The following is a 20,341-nucleotide window of genomic DNA, read 5'->3' as shown; positions in this document are numbered from 1 at the left end:
TTGGCTGTCTGTTTTTCTTTTTTCCTGCCCGCCGTTTTTGTCCAGCCCCAACGGAGAGCTGCCATGACCGATACCCCCGACCGCGACGAGCGCCACCTGGCGCGCATGCTGCGCAAAAAAGCCGTGATTGACGAACGCATCGCCAATTCGCCCAATGAGTGCGGTTTGCTGCTGGTGCTGACCGGCAATGGCAAGGGCAAAAGCAGCTCGGCCTTCGGCATGTTGGCCAGGGCCATGGGGCATGGCATGCAGTGCGGCGTGGTGCAGTTCATCAAGGGCCGCCACAGTACGGGGGAAGAGTTGTTTTTCCGACGTTTCCCCGAGCAGGTTCGCTTCCACGTGATGGGCGAAGGCTTCACCTGGGAAACCCAGGATCGCCAGCGCGATATCGCCGCCGCCGAAGCGGCCTGGGCGGTATCCCGGGCGATGCTCAATGACCCTGCCATTGGCCTGGTGGTGCTGGACGAATTGAACATCGCCCTCAAGCACGGCTACCTCGATCTGGACCAGGTGCTCAGTGACCTGCAAGCGCGGCCGCCGATGCAGCACGTGGTGGTCACCGGCCGTGGCGCCAAGCCCGAGCTGATCGAAATGGGCGATACCGTCACTGAAATGGGCATGCTCAAGCACGCGTTCCAGGCCGGTATCAAGGCTCAGAAAGGCGTCGAACTTTGAATCAGCCCCGTCATTGCCCGGCCGTATTGATCGCCGCACCGGCGTCCGGCCAGGGCAAAACCACCGTCACCGCCGCGTTGGCGCGCCTGCACCGTAACCTGGGGCGCAAGGTGCGCGTATTCAAATGCGGGCCGGACTTCCTCGACCCGATGATTCACGAACGCGCCAGCGGTGCGCCGGTGTATCAATTGGACATGTGGATGGTCGGCGAGCAGGAAAGTCGACGTTTGTTGTGGGAAGCGGCGGGGGAGGCCGACCTGATTCTGATCGAGGGCGTGATGGGCCTGTTCGACGGCACGCCGTCCAGCGCCGACCTGGCGCGCCACTTCGGTGTGCCGGTGCTGGGGGTGATCGACGGCACGGCCATGGCGCAAACCTTTGGCGCGCTCGCGCTGGGGCTGGCGCGCTACCAGCCGGACTTGCCATTCGCCGGCGTGCTCGCCAACCGTGTCGGTACCTTGCGCCACGCGCAGTTGCTCGAAGGCAGCCTGACCGAAGGCTTGCGCTGGTACGGCGCGCTTTCGCGTGAAACCGGCATCGAATTGCCCAGCCGTCACTTGGGCCTGGTGCAGGCCAGCGAACTGAATGACCTCGACGTGCGTCTGGACGCCGCCGCCGAGGCGTTGGGCAGCAGTTGCGAAGTTGCCTTGCCGCCGCCGGTGACGTTTGCCGCGCCGCAAGTGATCGTCGCCGAGCCGTTGCTCGCCGGGGTACGCATTGCTGTGGCCCGTGACGAAGCCTTTGCATTCACCTACGGTGCCAGTCTTGACCTGTTGCGCGCGATGGGTGCCGAGTTGAGTTTCTTTTCGCCGATCCATGACGGCGCATTGCCTGAAGCCGACAGCCTCTATTTGCCTGGCGGTTACCCGGAGCTGCATCACCTGGCGCTGTCGGAAAACACACCGATGCTCGACGCCATCCGCGCTCACCATGCGGCCGGCAAGCCCTTGCTCGCCGAATGTGGCGGCATGCTGTATCTGCTGGACTCGCTCACTGATGTCGACGGCAACCGCGCCGAACTGCTGGGCCTGTTGCAGGGCGATGCGGTGATGCAAAAGAAACTGGCGGCGCTGGCGCTGCAAAGTGTTGAGCTGCCCGAGGGTACGTTGCGCGGGCATACCTACCACCATTCCCTCACCAGCACCGAATGCCAGCCGATCGCCCGTGGCCTGAGCCCCAATGGCGGACGCGGCGCCGAGGCGGTTTATCGGCAAGGGCGAATGACCGCTTCCTACGTGCACTTTTACTTTCCGTCCAGTCCGGTTGCGGTAGCTGCACTGTTTGCGCCGGGCCCCGACACCGTCATCGGGGGCAAGCCCCCTCCCACCCTTGGAATGCATTCCCCTGTGGGAGGGGGCTTGCCCCCGATGACGCCATGACCGACAACGCCTTCCCCCAGGCCGACCGCGACGCCGTCTACCGCGCCATCGCCGAACGCCGCGACATGCGCCACTTCAGCGGCGGCACCGTCGCGCCTGAATTATTGCAGCGCCTGCTCCAGGCCGCCCACCAGGCGCCCAGTGTCGGCTTGATGCAGCCGTGGCGCTTTATCCGCATCAGTGACCGCCAGTTAAGGGGCCAGATTCAACAACTGGTGGAGCAAGAGCGCATTCGCACTGCCCAAGCCCTGGGCGAACGCTCCGATGAGTTCATGAAGCTCAAGGTCGAAGGCATCCACGACTGCGCCGAAGTGCTGGTGGCAGCCCTGATGGACGACCGCGAGCGGCATATCTTCGGTCGTCGCACCTTGCCGGAAATGGACATGGCTTCCTTGTCCTGTGCGATCCAGAACCTGTGGCTGGCAGCCCGCGTCGAGGGGTTGGGCATGGGCTGGGTCTCATTGTTCGAGCCCCAGGCCCTGGCCGACCTGCTGGGGTTGCCGGCCGGCGCCAAGCCCCTGGCGGTGCTGTGCCTGGGGCCGGTCGCCGAGTTCTATCCGGCACCGATGTTGCAGCTTGAAGGCTGGACCGAACCTCGGCCATTGAGCGACATGCTGTATGAAAACCTGTGGGGAGTGAGTCAATGAGTGTGGCCTTGCTGTGTGTCGCCGCAGTCGCGCTGGATGCGCTGCTGGGCGAACCCAGGCGCTGGCATCCGCTGGTGGCGTTCGGCAATTTTGCCGGGCGCATCGAGCAGCGTTTCAATACCGGCGGCCGTGGCTGGCGCAGCCATGGCGTGACCGCGTGGTTTATCGCGGTGGTGCCGCTGACCCTGCTGGCGACCGCATTGTCCTGGGCCCCTTACATCGGCTGGGTGCTGGAGATCCTGGCGTTGTACTGCGCCTTGGGCATGCGCAGCCTGGGAGAGCATGTGATCCCGGTCGCCCAAGCCTTGCGCAGTGATGATCTGGACGAAGCGCGCAAGCGCGTGAGTTATCTGGTCAGCCGCCAGACCAGCGAGCTGGACCGCACCGAAGTGGCCCGCGCCGCCACCGAGTCAGTGCTGGAAAACGGCAGCGACGCCGTGTTCGCCGCGTTGTTCTGGTTCGTGGTCGCTGGCGTGCCGGGGGTGGTGCTCTATCGCCTGAGCAACACCCTTGACGCCATGTGGGGCTATCGCAACGAGCGCTTTGAACGCTTCGGCTGGGCGGCGGCGAAGATCGACGATGGGCTCAATTATATTCCTGCGCGCCTGGTGGCTTTGACCTACGCGTTGCTGGGCAAGACGCGCCTGGCGCTCAAATGCTGGCGCAGCCAGGGCCCGACCTGGGACAGCCCCAACGCTGGCCCGGTAATGGCCGCTGGCGCCGGTGCGTTGGGCGTCGAACTGGGCGGCGCGGCGATTTATCACGGCGAGCTGCACCAGCGTCCACCGCTGGGCGAAGGTCCGCCGGCCGACGCTGACGCCATCGACCGAGGCTGGCAACTGGTGCAACGCGGCGTCTGGCTGTGGCTGCTGATCCTGTGCGCGGGGGCGCAATTTTATGCTTGAACACGGTGGACGCTTGCGCAAGGCGGCAATTGAATACGGGATCGCCGAAGCCGATTGGCTGGATTTGTCCAGTGGCCTGGCGCCCTGGCCATGGCCGATCCCTGAGATTCCCTTGCGCGCCTGGGCCCGCTTGCCCGAAGCCGATGATGGCCTGGAAAAAGCGGCCGCCGACTACTATGGCGCCGCTCAGGTGTTGCCGGTGCCAGGTTCTCAGTCCGCCATCCAGTTACTGCCGCGGCTGCGCCGTTCCGGCAAGGTCGGGGTGCTGTCGCCGTGCTACGCCGAACACGCCGAAGCCTGGCGTCGCGCCGGTTATGTGGTGCGCGAAGTACAGGAGCAGGAAGTCGACTTCTTTCTCGACGGCCTCGACGTGCTGGTGGTGGTCAACCCCAACAACCCCACCGGCTTGAGCCTGGCCCCGGAGCGCCTGCTTGACTGGCACGCGCGGCTGGCCCAGCGTGGCGGCTGGCTTGTGGTGGACGAAGCCTTCATGGACGTCACCCCGCACCTGAGCCTGGCCAGCCACACTCATCAGATCGGCTTGATCGTGTTGCGCTCGTTCGGCAAGTTCTTCGGCCTGGCCGGCGTGCGCCTGGGCTTTGTGCTGGCCGAACGCAAGCTGCTCAAATTGCTCGCCGACCAGGTCGGGCCATGGGCGGTCAGCGGGCCGACACGGGTAATCGGCCAGCAATGCCTGCGCGATAGCGCCGGGCACACCCGCCAGCGCACGCGGTGCATCGAGGCCGGCCAGCGCCTGTTCGACCTGCTTGAGCGCCAGGGCTTTCAACCCCAGGGTGGCTGCGCCTTGTTCCAATGGTTGATCACGCCGCACGCCCAACGCCTGCATGAATTCATGGCCCAGCGCGGCATATTGCTGCGCCTGTTCGTGCATGACAGCAGCGTGCGTTTCGGGCTGCCCGACAGCGAGGCCGACTGGCAGCGTCTGGAAACGGCGCTGGCCGCTTACAAGGAAGCCACATGAGTACGCTGATGGTGCAGGGCACCACCTCCGACGCCGGCAAAAGCACGCTGGTAACCGCGCTGTGTCGCTGGCTGGTGCGCCAGGGCGTCGCGGTGGCGCCGTTCAAGCCGCAGAACATGGCGCTCAACAGCGCGGTCACCGCCGAAGGCGGCGAGATCGGCCGGGCCCAGGCGGTGCAGGCACAGGCCGCCAACCTGGCGCCGCACACCGACATGAATCCGGTGTTGCTCAAGCCCAACAGTGACACCGGCTCTCAGGTGATCATCCATGGCCGCGCCGTGACCAGCATGAACGCGGTCGCCTATCACGATTACAAAGCCATCGCCATGCAGGCGGTGCTGGCTTCCCATACGCGTTTGAGCCAGGCCTATGGAGTGGTCATGGTCGAAGGCGCGGGCTCGCCGGCCGAAATCAACCTGCGCGCCAACGACATCGCCAATATGGGTTTTGCCGAAGCGGTGGACTGCCCGGTGCTGTTGATCGCCGATATCAATCGCGGCGGGGTGTTCGCCCATCTGGTGGGCACGCTGGAATTGTTGTCCCCCAGCGAACAGGCGCGGGTGCAGGGTTTTATCATCAACCGTTTTCGCGGCGATATTGCGCTGCTGCAACCGGGGCTGGACTGGTTGCAAGCGCGCACCGGCAAGCCGGTGGTGGGCGTATTGCCCTATGTGATGGACCTGCACCTGGAGGCCGAAGACGGCATCGACCAGCGTCAGATCGACAAGGCCGCCCAGGTGCTCAAGGTGGTGGTGCCGGTGCTGCCGCGCATCAGCAATCACACGGATTTCGACCCGCTGCGCCTGCACCCGCAGGTGGATCTGCAGTTCGTCGGGCCGGGTCAGCCGATTCCTGCCGCCGACCTGATCATCCTGCCGGGCTCGAAAAGCGTGCGCAGTGATCTGTCCTACCTGCGCGCCAATGGCTGGGATAGCGCCGTGGCGCGGCATTTGCGCTATGGCGGCAAAGTGTTGGGAATTTGTGGCGGCTTGCAGATGCTCGGTGAGCAGGTGCATGACCCGCTCGGGCTGGAAGGACCTGTCGGCTCCAGCGACGGCTTGGGGTTGCTGGCATTCAGTACGACGCTCGAGCAAGAGAAGCAGTTGCGTAATGTGCGCGGGCGCTTGTTGCTGGAGGATGCCGAGGTCAGCGGGTATGAGATTCATGCGGGGGTGACAACCGGCCAAGCGCTGTCGAAGGCTGCCGTGCTGCTCGATGATGGGCGCAGTGATGGGGCGCAGAGTGCCGACGGGCAGATCCTGGGCACCTACCTGCACGGGCTGTTCGAAACACCGGCAGCGTGCAGTGCCTTGCTGCGCTGGGCGGGTTTGCAGGATGTGCAGGAGGTCGATTATCACGCCCTGCGTGAGCGCGATATCGAGCGCCTGGCGGACCTGGTGGAAAACCATCTGGACACGGACTTGTTGCGTCGTTTGTGCGGGATCTGACGGCCTGTAAACGATACAAATGTGGGAGGGGGATTGCCCCCGATGACGGCGTATCAGCCGATGCATCAATGTCTGAAGCCCCTCCCACAATGGACGGTCCCAGGCGCACGCTTTCGGCTGAATGAAAAAGGTAGTGGCTCATGCATCAATTGATTCTTGGCGGCGCTCGTTCGGGCAAAAGTCGCCTCGCTGAAAAACTCGCCGGCAACAGCGGGCTGCCGGTGATGTATATCGCCACCAGCCAGCCGCTGGACGGTGAGATGAACCAGCGCGTTGCCCTGCACCGAGAGCGTCGTCCCGAGCACTGGGGCCTGATCGAAGAGCCCATCGAGCTGGCGCGGGTGTTGCGCGAAAACGCCGCCGCCGAGCGTTGCCTGCTGGTGGACTGCCTGACCCTGTGGCTGACCAACCTGCTGATGCTGGAAGACCCCGAGCGTCTTGCCTTCGAGCGCGAACAATTGCTGGAAACCCTGGCGGCATTGCCGGGGCAGATCATTTTTGTCAGCAACGAGACCGGACTCGGTGTCGTGCCGCTGGGCGAATTGACTCGCCGTTATGTGGATGAAGCCGGTTGGCTGCATCAAGCCTTGGCCGAGCGGTGTCAGCGTGTGGTGCTGACGGTCGCCGGCCTGCCCCTGACTTTGAAAGGTACTGCGTTATGACGGATTCCTGGTGGCTCAACCCCTGCAAGGCTATTGACGCCGCTGCGCAAGAGCAGGCGCTGGCACGTCAGCAGCAGTTGACCAAGCCGGCCGGTTCGCTCGGCCAGCTGGAAGCGCTGGCGGTGCAACTGGCCGGTTTACAGGGACAGGTCAAGCCGTCGATGGAGCAGCTGTGGATCGCGATTTTTGCCGGCGACCATGGTGTGGTCGCCGAAGGCGTGTCGGCGTTTCCCCAGGCCGTGACCGGGCAGATGCTGCACAACTTTGTCAGCGGCGGTGCGGCCATCAGCGTATTGGCCCGGCAACTGGACGCGCAGTTGGAAGTGGTCGACCTGGGCACGGTGACGCCCTCCCTGGACCTGCCCGGCGTACGCCATCTGAATCTCGGCGCGGGCACCGCCAACTTTGTCGAAGGCCCGGCGATGACCCAGGCCCAGGGTCGCCAGGCCCTGCAGGCCGGACGAGACAGCGCACGTCGCGCTCTGCAAGGCGGCGCCCAGCTGTTTATCGGTGGTGAGATGGGCATCGGCAACACCACCGCCGCCAGTGCGCTGGCGTGTGCGCTGCTCGATTGCCCGGTGAGTGAGATGACCGGCCCCGGCACGGGGTTGAATGCCCAGGGCGTCAGTCACAAGGTAGCGGTCATCGAGCGCGCCCTGGCCTTGCACGCGGCGCAGCGCGGCGACGCGTTGCAGACGCTGTTCAACCTGGGTGGCTTTGAAATTGCCGCATTGGTCGGTGCCTACCTGGCCTGCGCCCAGGAAGGCATCGTGGTGCTGGTGGACGGGTTTATCTGTAGCGTCGCCGCGCTGGTTGCCACGCGCTTGAACCCGGCATGTCGCGACTGGCTGGTGTTCGGCCACCGGGGCGCCGAGCCAGGCCATCGTCACGTGCTGCACAGTCTCGATGCACAGCCGCTGCTGGACCTGGGCCTGCGCCTGGGCGAAGGCAGCGGCGCGGCGTTGGCGGTGCCGTTGTTGCGCCTGGCCTGCGCGTTGCACGGGCAGATGGCGACGTTCGCCGAAGCCGCCGTGGCGGATCGCCCCGCATGACCTTGCACCTGGACCTGCTGCGCCACGGTGAAACCGAACTGGGCGGCGGGCTGCGCGGCAGCCTGGACGATGCGTTGACGGCCAGGGGCTGGGAGCAGATGCGCGCCGCGGTACTGGAGCAGGGGCCGTGGGACCGGCTGATCAGTTCACCATTGCAACGCTGTGCGCGCTTTGCCCAGGAATTGGGCGAGCGCCTCAACCTTCCCGTCAGCCTGGAAAAAGACCTGCAAGAGCTGCACTTCGGCGCCTGGGAAGGGCAGAGTGCGGCGGCGCTGATGGAAACCGACGCCGAGGCCCTGGGCTTGTTCTGGGCCGACCCCTACGGTTTTACGCCGCCCGAAGGTGAGCCGGTGAGCGCATTTTCCGAACGGGTGCTCGGCGCTGTCGCACGCCTGCAGCAGGCCTATGCCGGTGAGCGCGTGTTGCTGATCAGCCACGGTGGCGTGATGCGGCTGTTGTTGGCGCGCGCGCGGGGTTTGCCCCGAGAACACTTGCTGAATGTCGAAGTCGGCCACGGTGGGCTGTTCAGCCTGCAGGTGGCGGGTGATGGCAACTTGAAGGAAGGGGCTTGAACATGCTGCCATTCTGGATCGCCCTGCAGTTCCTAAGCAGCCTGCCGATTCGCCTGCCTGGCATGCCGCAGCCGCAGGAACTAGGGCGTTCGTTGTTGTTTTACCCGGTGGTGGGCTTGCTGTTTGGCCTGCTCCTGTGGGGCCTGAGCAGCCTGCTAACCGGCACCCCACTGTTGCTGCATGCCGCGCTGCTATTGAGCGCCTGGGTGCTGCTCAGCGGTGGCCTGCACCTGGACGGCCTGGCAGACAGCGCCGACGCCTGGCTGGGTGGCTTTGGCGACCGCGAACGCACCCTCACCATCATGAAAGACCCCCGTAGCGGGCCCATCGCCGTGGTCACCCTGGGCCTGGTGTTGCTGCTCAAGTTCACCGCGCTGGTGGCCCTGATCGAGCAACACAACGGCGCTGCGCTGATTCTCGCGCCGTTGATCGGCCGGGCTTCGATGCTGGCGCTGTTTCTCACCACGCGCTATGTGCGTGCGGGTGGGTTGGGTCAGGCGCTGTCGGATCATTTACCCAGGATCGTCGGTCAGCAGGTGCTGATTCTCAGTGGGCTGGCCTGCATCCTCATCGCAGGCTTCAGCGGTGGCCTAGCGGTACTGCTCGCTGCCGTGTGTTTTATCGGGTTGCGCCAGTTAATGGTCAACCGCCTCGGTGGCACCACTGGCGATACCGCCGGTGCCCTGCTGGAACTGCTCGAAACAGCTGTATTGATTGGGCTGGCGCTGTAACACTTTCTTGCATTTCCTTAACTCCGGGTATATACACGCTCTATGCTTGCCTCCCAATGTTTATGCACCAACCTGCGACGTGCCGCCCGTGGCGTCAGCAGGCATTACGACGGCGCCCTCGACGGCTTCGGGATCAACGTTGCGCAGTATTCTTTGCTGTGCAACTTGCAGCGTCTGGATCAGCCGAGCATTTCCAGCCTGGCGGAGGCCATGGGCCTGGACCGCAGCACCCTGGGGCGCAACCTGCGCGTACTGGAGGGTGAAGGCCTGGTGCAGTTGGTCGAAGGTGATGACCTGCGCAACCGCCTGGTGGTCTTGACCAACGCAGGTGAACAGCGCTTGGCTGCCGCATTGCCGGCATGGGAAGCGGCGCAACAGAAACTGATTGATAAGCTTGGCGCCGAAAAGCGCGAAACCTTGTTGGCCTTGCTGGATGAACTCGCCTGAACGGCGGTTTTTTCGACTATAAGCGGGTATATACCCGCGAGCGGAGAATAAGAAATGCCCTCAATATGGCGCACCAGTGGTTGGGTTCTGTTGGGAAGTGCGCTGATCCTGGCATTGTCCCTGGGCGTGCGGCACGGCTTTGGCCTGTTCCTGGCGCCGATGAGCAGCGAATTTGGCTGGGGGCGTGAGACGTTCGCCTTTGCCATTGCCTTGCAGAACCTGATCTGGGGCCTGGCGCAGCCGTTCACCGGGGCCCTGGCCGACCGTTTCGGCGCGACCAAGGCGGTGTTCGTCGGCGGCGTGCTGTACGCCGTGGGCCTGGTGTTGATGGGTATGTCGGACTCGGCGTGGTCATTGTCATTGAGCGCAGGGTTGCTGATCGGCATCGGCCTGTCCGGTACCTCGTTTTCGGTGATCCTTGGCGTGGTCGGCCGCGCCGTACCGCCGGAAAAACGCAGCATGGCCATGGGCATCGCCAGCGCCGCCGGCTCCTTTGGCCAGTTCGCCATGGTGCCCGGCACCTTGGGCTTGATTGGCTGGCTGGGCTGGTCCGCGGCGCTGCTGGCATTGGGCTTGATGGTGGCGCTGATCCTGCCGCTGGTGGCGATGCTCAAGGATCGCCCACTGCCGGTGACGGTCGGCCAGCAAACCCTGGGCGAAGCGTTGAAGGAGGCGTGCTCCCATTCCGGCTTCTGGCTGCTGGCCTTCGGCTTTTTTGTCTGCGGTTTCCAGGTGGTGTTTATCGGTGTGCATCTGCCAGCGTACCTGGTGGACCAGCATTTGCCGGCCACGGTGGGGACCACCGTGCTGGCCCTGATCGGCCTGTTCAATGTGTTCGGGACCTACACGGCCGGTTGGCTGGGCGGGCGCATGTCCAAGCCGCGCTTGCTCACCGGCTTGTACCTGTTGCGTGCGGTGGTGATCGTGTTGTTCCTGTGGGCGCCGGTCACCGAAGTCACGGCCTACCTGTTTGGCATGGCGATGGGTTTTTTGTGGTTGTCCACCGTACCGCTGACCAACGGCACGGTTGCGACTTTGTTCGGGGTGCGCAACCTCTCGATGCTGGGTGGGATTGTGTTCCTGTTTCATCAACTCGGCTCGTTTCTGGGGGGCTGGTTGGGCGGGGTGGTCTATGATCGAACCGGTAACTACGACTTGATCTGGCAAGTGGCGATTCTGCTCAGCCTGCTCGCTGCGGCCCTGAACTGGCCGGTGCGCGAGCGGCCGGTGGCGCGGATGCAGGCGCAAATGGAGGCGGCATGAGTGCAGCACTGCGGTGCATGGCCCTGGCGGCAGGGCTGATACTGTTGCTGCTGGCCTGGTGGGGCTGGCAGCAAGGGGGCCTGGCGCTGATGCAGTTGGGCATGGCGATCTGTTAAGTTGTTGGCCTGAACCGACTCAAGGACTTTCGATATGCGCAAGCGCTGGCTCGCTGTACCCGTCCTCATGGCTATTGGCAGCGTGGCCCTGGCGGCCAGTTGCCCGCCGTTGCTGGAAGGCCAATTGCCCAAGCTGCGGGCCAAGGAATCCATTGACCTGTGCCAGCGTTTCGCAGGCAAACCGCTGGTCATCGTCAACACCGCGAGCTTCTGTGGCTTCGCCCCGCAATTCAAAGGCCTCGAGGCCTTGTACCAGCGCTACAAGGGCGACGGTCTGGAGGTGATCGGCGTGCCTTCCGATGACTTCAAGCAGGAGGCCAAGACCGGCGAGGAAACCGCCAAGGTCTGCTACGTGAACTACGGCGTGACCTTCACCATGACCGAGCCGCAGAAGGTGAGGGGGCCGGATGCGGTCAATTTGTTCAAGGTTCTGGCGCAGCAGACCGACGCGCCGCCCAAGTGGAACTTCTACAAGTACGTGGTGGATCGCCAGGGCAAGGTCATCGCCAATTTTTCCAGCCTGACCAAGCCCGACAGTCCGGAATTGATCGAGGCCGTGGAAAAGGCGCTGGCGTCCAAACCTTGATCGCCAGCCATTGAAAAGCCCCGCCTCCCTTGCAGGAGAGCGGGGCTTTTTCATACCGCTGCGAATCAGAAGCGGTAGGTCATGCCCAGGCCGAAACCGTTGGCACTGTTTTCATACTTGGCGTTGTAGCTGGCCAATTGGTTGGAGCGTGCCACCTTGACGTCCTCTTCCTTCAGGTAGGAATAGGCCAGGTCGATGGTCATGTTCGGCATGACCTCGTAGCCCAGGCCCAGACTGAAGATGGTGCGGTCGCCGGTCGGAATGCGCGGCGAGCGATCCGTGTTGTTGGTTGGCGACTGGTCGAAGGTCAAGCCGGTACGCAGCACCACTTGCTTGGTCAACTGGTACGAAGTACCCACGGCGTACGCCCAGGTGTCGTGCCAGTTCTGGTCTTCCTTGATGGTGCTTACCAGCGCAGGGGCCAGTGCGCCACCGGTTGCGCCGCTGACGCCGTCGTTGTTGACGGTGATGTCTTTGAGGCGGCTCCAGCGGGTCCAGGTGGCACCGGCATAGAGCTTCCAGGCGTCGGTCAGGTCCTGGGTCACCGACAGGTCGTAGGACTCAGGCGTATCGATCTTCAGCGAAGCGTCGTAGCGGTTGCTGCGCAGGAACGGCGAGGTCGCGGTGGGCGCGGTCACTTCGGTGTGGCCGTCCAGCTTGTAGCTGACCTTGGAGTGATAGGTCAGGCCGACGCGGGTGGTATCGGTGGCTTGTACCAGCACGCCGATGTTGAAGCCCAGCGCGGTGTCATCACCCTTGATCTTGATATTGGTATCTGGCGCGGCAGGGTTGAGCGTGATGTCCGATTCCAGCGTACCGGAAATGCGGTTGATGGTCGGACCGAAACCAACGGAAACGCGGTCGTTGAACGCGTAGCTGACCGTCGGCTGGAAGGTCATGACTTTGACTTCGCTCTTGCTGCCGAAGCCACGGCCCTGGAAGCCGCTTTCGTAGTCAGTGATCAGGCCGAACGGTGCATAGACGCCGAAGCCGACCGCCCACTGGTCGTTGAGTTTATTGGTGTAGAAACCGAACGGCACAGCGGTGAAAGGCACCATGTCGCCTTTGTTGCTGCCGCGGGAGCGACCGCTGGTGTCGCTGATATCGGTGGAAGCATCGATGGCTGCGACACCGCCGGTGATTTGCTGGCCGTTCAGGCGAGCCATACCGGCAGGGTTGCCATAGACAGTGCTTGCATCATCGGCAGAAGAAGAACGACCTGCGAAACCGGTACCCATTCCGCTGACGCTCTGTTCGTTCAGGGCGAAGCCGCTGGCGAACAGTTGGGAGGAGGCCATGGCAACGGCGAGGCTAAGTGTGGTCTTGAGCATTACTTTTTTCATTATTAGAACTCCGTGTGATCACCGCTGCGGAAAGTATCAATAAATTTAACATCGCGCTATAGGCTGTAATGCAGGAGATAGAGCGGTTTTGTAGGACAATCCGACCAAATTCCGTGGTTTTTGGCGAATCTTGCAATTTGCCCGGTCAGCAGGCCACCTGTTTCATTGGAGATACACAGGTTTGCCAGGCCTGGGAGAAATCTCGCAGTCGGCCCTGAGGGTGAAATATTTCTTTCCAGATACGCGCCATGGCCAGTACATCGCCGGGGGCGGGCAGGGCGGGACGGTGTTGTTCCACCAGCAACCAGGCAATCGCTGTGGCGTAACGCAGGTTCACCGTCAACTCCAGCTGGGGCGCACTGAGGAATGCATGTTGGCTGGCTAATCCTCGCACCAGGCTCGCACGTTCAGGGTCGAGCGCCAGGTAGGTGTCCCAAAGCGCGCGGTGACGCGGTTCGGTGATGCTGTAGAGGCCGTGACCGCGTCGATCATGCAGGGCTGAGCCCAGTTCCGACTGGCTGGCGGCAATACCCAGCAACAAGGCTTCGGCGGTCGGGTTATGGCAGCCGAGGTACATCAAGGTCGGCCTGATCACATAACGACACAATTCACTGGCGGCAATACCCATACAAGCCTCAGTCAATGGAATGATTGACGGGCCTGAGAAGGGGGGCTTGGCAGCGGTGAATCGGATCTCAGGCCCGTCGCAAGCGGATCATGCCGCTTGAGTTGAAGTGTAGTGTCATATTTGTGATGTAAAGGACTGTTTTTAAAACATCTTCTTTATCTGGTTATAACGTTTATATTTATTCGTACTTAGTAAAAAGTACTTGAGCCAAATTCCAGGCAATAAAAAACCCTGCTTTTCAGGCAGGGTTTTTGTGTTTCAGCGACTCGGGTCGATCAGGCAGTCAGTGCCTGACGGGTACGCTCGATCACGGCCTGCAGCGGTTCTGCGCTGGAGTATTGATCGGGGTACAGGCGTTCGCTGTGACGTGCGATGCCGTGTTCGTTGACCAGGGTGAAGCTGAAGCAGCCTTTGCGAGCGGCCATGATCAGGCAGTTCATTGGGGCAAAAGCGTTGGTGAGGGTGCGGATGGCATCCTGAGTGTGGATTTGAGCGTTCATATTATTGGTGTTCCTACAAATGACACGGATAAGAACCGTGCAACGTTAAAACGTTCCAGAAACGCTGATCACCATTGATCAAGCGAAAGAACCTAGTCTGGAACAAAGCAGCCAGTTTGAAGCGCTATTCAATTAGGCGCGCTTGGGCTGGCAGGTAGGTACTTAGGAGGGCAGGCAACACAACAAGGGCAAAGGTTCTGGGCCCGGGGTGAAGATCCTGATCAATTTGCAGGTTGGTTCGGTCAGAGTATGCAGACTTGGCGGCACCCTTTGCTTGTTCAAAGGCAGTGTCGTCGCAAGTGATACCTGGAAACCATCGAGGTGGTCGACCCCATGTTGTTCAAGGGATATGTTCGACCAGAATTGACTTTCAGCTTGGTACTAACGCCGCGGATAGTAACGGATCGAAACAAGGAAAGGAAGTGTCTCTACAAAAAAACATGAACCATCCACCCGCCAGCAACATTTCCTGAGCCTGTGGGACCAAAAAAAGCCGCCGATATAACCATTGGCTGTGTAGTTGTGCACATTAGTCGCGGCGCATGTCACTTCACGGTCAACCGCCCTGGAGCCTGCCCATTTGCCTGCAATCAAAATTTAAGTCAATGAAAAATCTCGCTTTTTTTTATTGGTGAAAAAATCGTCAGTTTGACTGCGGCCCCCGTTCCATGGGCCTTTGCGCGAGTTAAAGCCGGGTTGTCCACTGAGTTATCCACAGCTTCTGTGGATTGTCCCAAGCGCTTGCTCTAGAACGGGCGTGCAGCGTTTTTTCAGCTTTACCTGTACGAAAAAAAGAGTACAGTGGCGCGCCTTCCGTCCTGCCCCACAGTGCTTTATGAAGTTTCGCTCAGTATCACCTTCTGTTACCGCCACTCCCCAACCTGTTACCGCGCCCAAGCGTTTTTCCTTGAAAGTCGCCTTGTGGCTCCTCGACAGCCCGCGCCTGGGGCAGAACACCAACATCAAGCACCTGGCTGGCCGTCTGCTCAAGCAACCTGCCCGCGAAGGGGTGGTGGCCGCGCAGAGCCGCCTGGGCCAATTGATGTGCCGCGAATGTGGAAGTGCCCGCGACCGACGTATCGGCCACGACCTGCTGCGTTCAGCGGCCCGCGCCGGCGACCGTCGTGCCCAGCGTGAACTGGGCCAGGTTGAAGACTGAGCTGTCCTCCCGCGCAATGCTTGGTTAACCTTGTTGTTTTTGGGTAATGGCAGAAATGGCTATGGTTTTCGACTGGACCAGTGTCGCCCTGGGGCTTGCTGGCGCAGCGCTGCCGTTATTGGCGTTGTGCTGGCAGATTCAACGGCGGCTGACCGCGCGTACCACCGGCTGGGAGTTGCTGGAAGAACGCCTGGCGACCGCGCAACTGGCCCAGGAAGGGCTCGCCGCCCAATTGGACGCCAGCCGCGACGAGATCAGCGATTTGAGCCAGGCCAACGCTGCCAAACAGGCCGACCTGGCCGCGGTGCGTCGCGAAGTCGAGCTGCTGCAGATCGACCGCGACAATGCCCGCGACGCCGCCCACGCCTGGAACCTGGACCGCAGCGCCAAGGAAGCCGAGCTGCGCCGGCTTGACGCCTTGGCCGCGGCCTTGCGCGCCGAGCTGCGTGAACAACAGGACAGCCATCAGCAACGCCTCGCCGACCTGCAAGGTTCGCGGGATGAGCTGCGCGCGCAGTTCGCCGAACTGGCCGGGAAGATCTTCGATGAGCGCGAGCAGCGTTTTGCCGAAACCAGCCAGGAGCGCCTGGGTCAGCTACTGGACCCGCTCAAGGAGCGCATCCAGTCTTTTGAAAAACGCGTTGAAGAAAGCTACCAGAACGAAGCCCGCGAACGCTTTTCCCTGGCCAAAGAGCTTGAGCGCCTACAGCAACTGAACCTGCGCCTGTCGGACGAAGCCACCAACCTGACCCGCGCCCTCAAAGGCCAGAAAACCCAGGGTAACTGGGGCGAGCTGATCCTCGAGCGGGTGCTGGAGCATGCCGGCCTTGAGAAAGGCCGCGAATACCAGACCCAGGTCAGCCTAAAAGGCCCGGATGGCGAACGCTTCCAGCCGGACGTGCTGATCATGTTGCCGGGCGACAAGCAGGTGGTGGTGGACTCCAAGGTCAGCCTGACTGCTTACCAGCAATATGTCGCCGCAGACGACGAAGTGATCGGCCAGGCGGCGTTGAAGCAGCATGTGCTGTCCTTGCGCAATCACGTCAAAGGCTTGGCCGGCAAGGACTACAAGCGCCTGGAGGGCTTGCATAGCCTGGATTTCGTGTTGCTGTTCGTGCCAATTGAAGCGGCGTTTTCCGCAGCGCTGCAAGCCGAGCCGAACCTATTCCAGGAAGCCTTTGATCGTCATATCGTGATTGTCAGCCCCACCACCTTGCTGGCCACTCTGCGGGTGATCGACAGCCTGTGGAAACAGGAGCGCCAGAGCCAGAACGCGCGGGAAATCGCCGAGCGCGCCGGATGGCTGTACGACAAGTTCGTGCTGTTTATTCAGGATCTGGACGAAGTGGGCAACCGCTTGCAACAGTTGGACAAGGCTTACAGCGCAGCGCGTAACAAGCTGACGGATGGACGCGGCAATCTGGTCAGTCGCACCGAGCAGCTGCGCCTGCTTGGCGCTCGTGCGAGCAAAAGCCTGCCGGCGGATTTGCTCGAACGCGCGATGACAGATTCGGATGGCGTGGCGCATTCCCCTGAGTAATGCACAGTCCGAAATGTGGGAGGGGGCTTGCCCCCGATAGCGGTGTAACAGTCAGCGATTTTTTAACTGACAGACCGCCATCGGGGGCAAGCCCCCTCCCACATTTTTACCGAGTACATTCTTTCTGCAGAGGCAGGTGTCTGCTTAGCAGTGCCCGCAACGCTGCCGGCTTCACGGGTTTGGCCAGGTAATCCAGCCCCGCTGCATGCACCTGCGCCACCATTTCCGGGCGCCCGTCTGCACTGATCACCACGCCCGGGATCGGCTCGGCCAATTCTGCGCGCAGCCAGCCCATCAGCTCAGTACCGGTCTCGCCGTGGTCCAGGTGATAATCCACCAGCGCCACGTGCGGGCGCATGCCTTCAGCCAGCAGGGCCGCGCATTGGGCCTGGCCGGTAGCGGTCCACACCTGGCAGCCCCAGCGGGTGAGCAGGCTGCGCATGCCGATGAGGATGCTTTCTTCGTTATCCACGCATAACACCTGCGCACCACTCAGCGGCAGGCCGTTTTCCTGGGGGGCCGGGTGTTGCTGGCTTACCTGATTGCGCGCCAGCGGCACACGCACACTGAATACGCTGCCCTTGCCCGGCCATGAGCGCACGCTCAGGCGATGGCCGAGCACGCGACACAGGCCGTCGGCAATCGCCAGGCCCAGGCCCAAACCCTTTTCGGCGCGGGTCTGGTGGCTGTCCAGACGCTTGAACTCTTCGAAAATGACTTTTTGTTTGTCCTGCGGGATACCGGGGCCTCGGTCCCAGACTTCCAGGCACAGTTCGCCCTTGCGACGACGTACGCCGAGCAGCACCGGGCCGTCGGCATAGCGGAAGGCATTGGTCAGGAAATTCTGCAGGATGCGCCGTAACAACTTGATGTCGCTGTCCACCCGCAGGCGGCTGCCGCGCAAACGGAAGCGCAAGCCTTGCTCATGGGCCAGCGCCTTGAATTCGGCGCCCAGGGTGTCGAATAACTCGTTGAGTGCGAAAGGCTGGCGTTGTGGGTTGATCTTGCCGTTTTCCAGGCGCGAGATGTCCAGCAAGTCGCTGATCAAGTCCTCGGCAGAGCGCAGCGAACTGTCCAGATGCTGCACCAGTTGCCGGGCCTCGTTCGAGAGGCCTTCCTGCTGGTGGGAAAGGGCGGCGGAGAATAGGCGCGCGGCGTTCAGCGGTTGCATCAGGTCGTGGCTGACCGCTGCCAGAAAGCGGGTCTTCGACTGGCTGGCGGTTTCGGCCACGCCCTTGGCCTCGGTCAGCGCGACGTTGAGCTGCGACAGTTCATGGGTGCGCTCGGTCACCCGCTGTTCAAGGCCTTCGTTGGCCTCGGTCAGCGCTTGTTCGGCTTCGCGGAATGCGGTGATGTCGGTGAAACTCATGACAAAACCACCACCGGGCATTGGGTTGCCGATCAATTCGATCACGCGTCCATTGGGGAACAAGCGCTCGGAGGTATGCGCACGGCCCTGACGCATCCAGTGCAGGCGTCGCGCCACATGCACTTGCGCCTCGCCCGGGCCGCACAGGCCGCGTTCGGCGTTATAACGGATGATGTCGGCAATCGGGCGGCCTACGCTGATCAAACCGTCGGGGTAGTTGAACAGTTCCAGGTAACGCCGGTTCCACGCCACCAGCTTGAGGGACTGATCCACCACGCTGATGCCCTGGGTGATGTTCTCGATTGCCCCTTGCAGCAGGGCGCGGTTGAACTGCAGTACCTCGGACGCCTCGTCGGCGATTCGTACTACATCCTCGAGCTGCATGTCGCGGCCTTCAATCGCCGCTTTCACCACGGCCCGTGTCGAGGACGCACCCAGCACGCCCGCCAGCAGGCGCTCGGTGTGGGCTATCCAGTCGTTGTCGGCATTCTGATTGGGGTTGAAGCCCTTGCCCTGGCGATAGGCGAAACGGATAAAGCTCTGCTGGGCGCGTTCCTCACCCACAAAGCGTGCAGACAGGCTGAGCAGGTCGCTGATCTGTACCGACAACATGGAGCGGGCGCTCGCGCGCTGGCTGATCTCCTGGCCGATGAAGCGGCCGGCCTGCCAGTGCTCGGACACTCGCGTACGCGACAGCATCGACACCCACACGAACAGCGTAAAATTCCCGGCCAGCGAGAACACGGTGCCCAACGTCAGTGAGGTCACGGAGAACCCGAATGGGTGGGAATGCATCCAGGTCAGGCCGGGGAAAAGGCTCAGCGACCAACCGAGGCTTTTCGCGGTGACCGGTAGGACCAAGGTGTAGAACCACAGGAAGGTGCCGGCCGCCAGGCCCGCAAATACGCCACGTCGGTTGGCCTGCTTCCAGTAAAGCGCGCCAAGCATCGCCGGTGCCAACTGGGTCACGGCGGCAAAGGCGATCTGGCCGATGGTCGCCAGGCTCGCGGTGGAGCCCAGCAGCCGGTAGCTGACATAGGCCAGCAGCAGGATGATCACGATGCTGACCCGGCGTACCGACAGCATCCAGTGGCGGAACACTTCAAAGGGCCGCTCGGCGCTGGAGCGACGCAACAGCCAGGGCAGCAGCATGTCGTTGGAAACCATGGTCGACAAGGCAATGCTCGCCACGATCACCATGCCGGTGGCCGCCGAGGCGCCGCCAATGAAGGCCAGTACGGCGAGGGCCGGGTGGGCTTCGGCCATCGGCAGGCTGATGACGTAGGAGTCCGGCAGCACCGAACCGGGCAACAGCATCTTGCCACCCAGGGCGATGGGGATCACGAACAACGCGGCCAGGATCAGATAAGCGGGGAACACCCACTTGGCCAGGCGCAAGTCCTGTGGGTCGATGTTCTCCACCACCGTCACATGAAATTGCCGCGGCAGGCAGATAATCGCCATCATCGCGACGCCGGTCTGCACCACCATCGACGGCCAGTTGACGGTCTCTTTCCAGTATTCCTCCAGGCGCGGGGCGAGCATCGCCTGGCTGAACAGATCGCCGAAACCGTCGTACAGCCCGTAGGTCACAAACGCCCCGACCGCCAGAAATGCGAACAGCTTGACCAGGGATTCGAAGGCAATCGCCAGCACCATGCCGCGGTGGTGTTCGGTGGCGTCGAGGTTACGGGTACCGAACACGATGGTGAACAGCGCCAGCACCAGCGACACGATCAGCGCGGTGTCCTGGGCCCGGGTGCCCGTGGTGTCGGCGCCGGAGCCGATCAACAGGTTCACGCCAAGCACGATGCCTTTGAGCTGCAGGGCAATATAAGGCAATACGCCAACCAGGCAGATCAGCGCGACCACGACCGCCAGGGATTGGGATTTGCCGTAGCGCGCAGCGATGAAGTCGGCGATGGAGGTGATGTTTTCCTGCTTGCTGATCAGAATCATCTTCTGCAGCACCCAGGGCGCTAGCACCAGCAACAGCACCGGCCCCAGGTAGATCGGCAAGAAAGCCCAAAGCTGTTCGGCAGCCTGGCCTACGGCGCCGAAGAAGGTCCAGCTGGTGCAATACACGGCCAGCGACAAACTGTAGACCCACGCACGCACACGCGGCGGCAGCGGCGCATGGCGACGGTCACCATAAAAGGCGATGGCAAACATAATGGCCATATAGGCCAGGGCAACGGCGGCGATCAGCCCGCTGGACAGCGTCATGGTAACTCCGAGCATAGGAACACCGGGCATTCCGGGCCCGGTTGGACAGTCTCGCATGATGCTTGGGGTTAGTCAGTGTCGACCAAGGTCGCGTGAGGACGAATGTCGCAG

Annotated in this window: 19 protein-coding genes; 15 read left to right on the top strand and 4 right to left on the bottom strand. The window is 62.3% G+C overall.

All coding sequences use genetic code 11. The features are described from left to right. Window positions 1-63: 63 nt before the first annotated feature. The 13 genes from cobO (at window position 64) to C4J94_RS19310 (ending at window position 11,465) form a co-directional block, all read left to right on the top strand. Window positions 64-675 carry a cob(I)yrinic acid a,c-diamide adenosyltransferase gene (cobO, locus tag C4J94_RS19370; protein WP_124387627.1) on the top strand — a complete coding sequence of 204 codons (612 nt, stop codon included), beginning with the start codon at window positions 64-66 and terminating at the stop codon, window positions 673-675. Further along, on the top strand, window positions 672-2,054 hold the full coding sequence (locus tag C4J94_RS19365) for a cobyrinate a,c-diamide synthase (RefSeq protein ID WP_124387626.1): 1,383 nt from the start codon (window positions 672-674) through the stop codon (window positions 2,052-2,054). The genes cobO and C4J94_RS19365 overlap by 4 nt, the downstream gene beginning before the upstream one ends. After that, window positions 2,051-2,701, top strand: a complete 651-nt coding sequence (gene bluB, locus C4J94_RS19360; protein ID WP_124387625.1) for a 5,6-dimethylbenzimidazole synthase — start codon at window positions 2,051-2,053, stop codon at window positions 2,699-2,701. The genes C4J94_RS19365 and bluB overlap by 4 nt, the downstream gene beginning before the upstream one ends. Next, window positions 2,698-3,606, top strand: a complete 909-nt coding sequence (gene cbiB, locus C4J94_RS19355) for an adenosylcobinamide-phosphate synthase CbiB (protein WP_124387624.1) — start codon at window positions 2,698-2,700, stop codon at window positions 3,604-3,606. The genes bluB and cbiB overlap by 4 nt, the downstream gene beginning before the upstream one ends. Next, on the top strand, window positions 3,599-4,588 hold the full coding sequence (cobD, locus tag C4J94_RS19350; RefSeq protein WP_124387623.1) for a threonine-phosphate decarboxylase CobD: 990 nt from the start codon (window positions 3,599-3,601) through the stop codon (window positions 4,586-4,588). The genes cbiB and cobD overlap by 8 nt, the downstream gene beginning before the upstream one ends. Next, complete coding sequence (locus C4J94_RS19345) at window positions 4,585-6,036, top strand: cobyric acid synthase (protein WP_124387622.1); 1,452 nt, start codon at window positions 4,585-4,587, stop codon at window positions 6,034-6,036. The genes cobD and C4J94_RS19345 overlap by 4 nt, the downstream gene beginning before the upstream one ends. A 140-nt stretch (window positions 6,037-6,176) precedes the next feature. Beyond that, complete coding sequence (cobU, locus tag C4J94_RS19340; RefSeq protein WP_124387621.1) at window positions 6,177-6,698, top strand: bifunctional adenosylcobinamide kinase/adenosylcobinamide-phosphate guanylyltransferase; 522 nt, start codon at window positions 6,177-6,179, stop codon at window positions 6,696-6,698. Further along, window positions 6,695-7,750: a nicotinate-nucleotide--dimethylbenzimidazole phosphoribosyltransferase gene (cobT, locus tag C4J94_RS19335; RefSeq protein WP_124387620.1), complete on the top strand. Its 1,056-nt coding sequence runs from the start codon at window positions 6,695-6,697 to the stop codon at window positions 7,748-7,750. The genes cobU and cobT overlap by 4 nt, the downstream gene beginning before the upstream one ends. Then, window positions 7,747-8,322 (top strand): alpha-ribazole phosphatase family protein, encoded by a 576-nt coding sequence (gene cobC / locus C4J94_RS19330; RefSeq protein WP_124387619.1) that lies wholly within the window; start codon window positions 7,747-7,749, stop codon window positions 8,320-8,322. The genes cobT and cobC overlap by 4 nt, the downstream gene beginning before the upstream one ends. A 2-nt stretch (window positions 8,323-8,324) precedes the next feature. Then, window positions 8,325-9,053: an adenosylcobinamide-GDP ribazoletransferase gene (locus tag C4J94_RS19325; protein ID WP_124387618.1), complete on the top strand. Its 729-nt coding sequence runs from the start codon at window positions 8,325-8,327 to the stop codon at window positions 9,051-9,053. 42 nt (window positions 9,054-9,095) lie between these two features. Continuing rightward, on the top strand, window positions 9,096-9,500 hold the full coding sequence (locus C4J94_RS19320) for a MarR family winged helix-turn-helix transcriptional regulator (protein ID WP_124387617.1): 405 nt from the start codon (window positions 9,096-9,098) through the stop codon (window positions 9,498-9,500). A 54-nt stretch (window positions 9,501-9,554) separates the two neighbouring features. Then, window positions 9,555-10,763, top strand: coding sequence for an MFS transporter (locus C4J94_RS19315; protein WP_124387616.1), 1,209 nt, complete (start codon window positions 9,555-9,557; stop codon window positions 10,761-10,763). 150 nt (window positions 10,764-10,913) lie between these two features. Continuing rightward, a complete protein-coding gene (locus C4J94_RS19310) occupies window positions 10,914-11,465 on the top strand; it encodes a glutathione peroxidase (protein WP_124387615.1) in 552 nt (183 codons plus the stop codon). Window positions 11,466-11,530: 65 nt separating this feature from the next. Here the strand turns inward: C4J94_RS19310 and C4J94_RS19305 are convergent, their stop codons facing one another. From C4J94_RS19305 to C4J94_RS19295, 3 genes are all read right to left on the bottom strand, one after another. Beyond that, the gene (locus C4J94_RS19305) at window positions 11,531-12,808 is read right to left on the bottom strand and encodes an OmpP1/FadL family transporter (protein ID WP_124387614.1); all 1,278 of its coding nucleotides are present in this window, start codon (window positions 12,806-12,808) and stop codon (window positions 11,531-11,533) included. Between the two features lie 145 nt (window positions 12,809-12,953). Continuing rightward, entirely contained in the window at window positions 12,954-13,436 is a 483-nt protein-coding gene (locus C4J94_RS19300; RefSeq protein ID WP_124387613.1) for a hypothetical protein, read from the bottom strand. A 275-nt stretch (window positions 13,437-13,711) separates the two neighbouring features. Continuing rightward, window positions 13,712-13,936 carry a hypothetical protein gene (locus tag C4J94_RS19295; protein ID WP_005790139.1) on the bottom strand — a complete coding sequence of 75 codons (225 nt, stop codon included), beginning with the start codon at window positions 13,934-13,936 and terminating at the stop codon, window positions 13,712-13,714. 835 nt (window positions 13,937-14,771) lie between these two features. Between C4J94_RS19295 and C4J94_RS19285 the strand changes: the two genes are divergently transcribed. Together C4J94_RS19285 and rmuC are read left to right on the top strand one after the other, a co-directional pair. Further along, window positions 14,772-15,095 (top strand): sel1 repeat family protein, encoded by a 324-nt coding sequence (locus tag C4J94_RS19285; protein WP_124387612.1) that lies wholly within the window; start codon window positions 14,772-14,774, stop codon window positions 15,093-15,095. 175 nt (window positions 15,096-15,270) lie between these two features. After that, window positions 15,271-16,635: a DNA recombination protein RmuC gene (gene rmuC / locus C4J94_RS19280; protein WP_177413484.1), complete on the top strand. Its 1,365-nt coding sequence runs from the start codon at window positions 15,271-15,273 to the stop codon at window positions 16,633-16,635. A gap of 106 nt (window positions 16,636-16,741) precedes the next feature. Here rmuC and C4J94_RS19275 read toward each other — a convergent pair whose 3' ends face one another. Beyond that, a complete protein-coding gene (locus tag C4J94_RS19275; protein WP_124387611.1) occupies window positions 16,742-20,230 on the bottom strand; it encodes a hybrid sensor histidine kinase/response regulator in 3,489 nt (1,162 codons plus the stop codon). Window positions 20,231-20,341: the final 111 nt, after the last annotated feature.

This window comes from Pseudomonas sp. R5-89-07 (assembly GCF_003851685.1).
Lineage (GTDB): Bacteria > Pseudomonadota > Gammaproteobacteria > Pseudomonadales > Pseudomonadaceae > Aquipseudomonas.
This window is presented reverse-complemented; position numbering and strand designations above follow the sequence as displayed.

Bases quoted from the DNA above. Each gene is read 5' to 3' on its own strand.
- cobO (WP_124387627.1), top strand. From the start codon at position 64: ATGACCGATACCCCCGACCGCGACGAGCGCCACCTGGCGCGCATGCTG.
- bluB (WP_124387625.1), top strand. From the start codon at position 2,051: ATGACCGACAACGCCTTCCCCCAGGCCGACCGCGACGCCGTCTACCGC.
- cbiB (WP_124387624.1), top strand. From the start codon at position 2,698: ATGAGTGTGGCCTTGCTGTGTGTCGCCGCAGTCGCGCTGGATGCGCTG.
- cobD (WP_124387623.1), top strand. From the start codon at position 3,599: ATGCTTGAACACGGTGGACGCTTGCGCAAGGCGGCAATTGAATACGGG.
- C4J94_RS19345 (WP_124387622.1), top strand. From the start codon at position 4,585: ATGAGTACGCTGATGGTGCAGGGCACCACCTCCGACGCCGGCAAAAGC.
- cobU (WP_124387621.1), top strand. From the start codon at position 6,177: ATGCATCAATTGATTCTTGGCGGCGCTCGTTCGGGCAAAAGTCGCCTC.
- cobT (WP_124387620.1), top strand. From the start codon at position 6,695: ATGACGGATTCCTGGTGGCTCAACCCCTGCAAGGCTATTGACGCCGCT.
- cobC (WP_124387619.1), top strand. From the start codon at position 7,747: ATGACCTTGCACCTGGACCTGCTGCGCCACGGTGAAACCGAACTGGGC.
- C4J94_RS19325 (WP_124387618.1), top strand. From the start codon at position 8,325: ATGCTGCCATTCTGGATCGCCCTGCAGTTCCTAAGCAGCCTGCCGATT.
- C4J94_RS19320 (WP_124387617.1), top strand. From the start codon at position 9,096: ATGCTTGCCTCCCAATGTTTATGCACCAACCTGCGACGTGCCGCCCGT.
- C4J94_RS19315 (WP_124387616.1), top strand. From the start codon at position 9,555: ATGCCCTCAATATGGCGCACCAGTGGTTGGGTTCTGTTGGGAAGTGCG.
- C4J94_RS19310 (WP_124387615.1), top strand. From the start codon at position 10,914: ATGCGCAAGCGCTGGCTCGCTGTACCCGTCCTCATGGCTATTGGCAGC.
- C4J94_RS19305 (WP_124387614.1), bottom strand. From the start codon at position 12,808: ATGAAAAAAGTAATGCTCAAGACCACACTTAGCCTCGCCGTTGCCATG.
- C4J94_RS19300 (WP_124387613.1), bottom strand. From the start codon at position 13,436: ATGGGTATTGCCGCCAGTGAATTGTGTCGTTATGTGATCAGGCCGACC.
- C4J94_RS19295 (WP_005790139.1), bottom strand. From the start codon at position 13,936: ATGAACGCTCAAATCCACACTCAGGATGCCATCCGCACCCTCACCAAC.
- C4J94_RS19285 (WP_124387612.1), top strand. From the start codon at position 14,772: ATGAAGTTTCGCTCAGTATCACCTTCTGTTACCGCCACTCCCCAACCT.
- C4J94_RS19275 (WP_124387611.1), bottom strand. From the start codon at position 20,230: ATGACGCTGTCCAGCGGGCTGATCGCCGCCGTTGCCCTGGCCTATATG.